Here is a 458-nt window from a genome sequence, read left to right as displayed (position 1 = left end):
TGCCCGCGCGCCCCCGGGCCACGGCGCCCCCGGCCCCTTCGCCCCCCTCGGGGGCGGGGGGCCCGGCCGGCAGCAAACGGCGGGGGGCGGCGCGGACCCGGGCCGGCTCCCGGCGCCCCCCCGAGGCCCCCGCCGGCCCCTGGATCAGGGCCCAGTCCCAGCCGTACCAGCCCGGCTTCCAGCTGACGCTGCCGGCGCCGTTCGACAGTTATGCCGCGCCCGCCTGCGCGCTGCTCACGCAGGCCTGCCTGACCTCGCGCATCGACACCGACCGCTACGGCCGGGTCATGGCCTGGGCGGACCCGCGCCTGTTCCTGTCCAACGTCACCACGGGCACGGACTATGCCAATTTCCGCTACGCCTACCCCTGACTCTCACACACATCTCACGCTGCCGCCGAACCTCCCTGGGTTACTTCTCACGGTGGCCCTTACACTCCCCTTCCAAGGTAGCGACGG

1 pseudogene is annotated in these 458 nt (G+C 74.5%); it reads left to right on the top strand.

The window, feature by feature from the left end:
- A pseudogene (locus KDH83_RS31595) lies at positions 1-371 on the top strand (hypothetical protein); the annotation flags it as partial.
- Positions 372-458: the final 87 nt, after the last annotated feature.

Origin of the sequence: Achromobacter sp. Marseille-Q0513 (assembly GCF_018195695.1) — a bacterium.
Lineage (GTDB): Bacteria > Pseudomonadota > Gammaproteobacteria > Burkholderiales > Burkholderiaceae_B > Achromobacter.
This window is presented reverse-complemented; position numbering and strand designations above follow the sequence as displayed.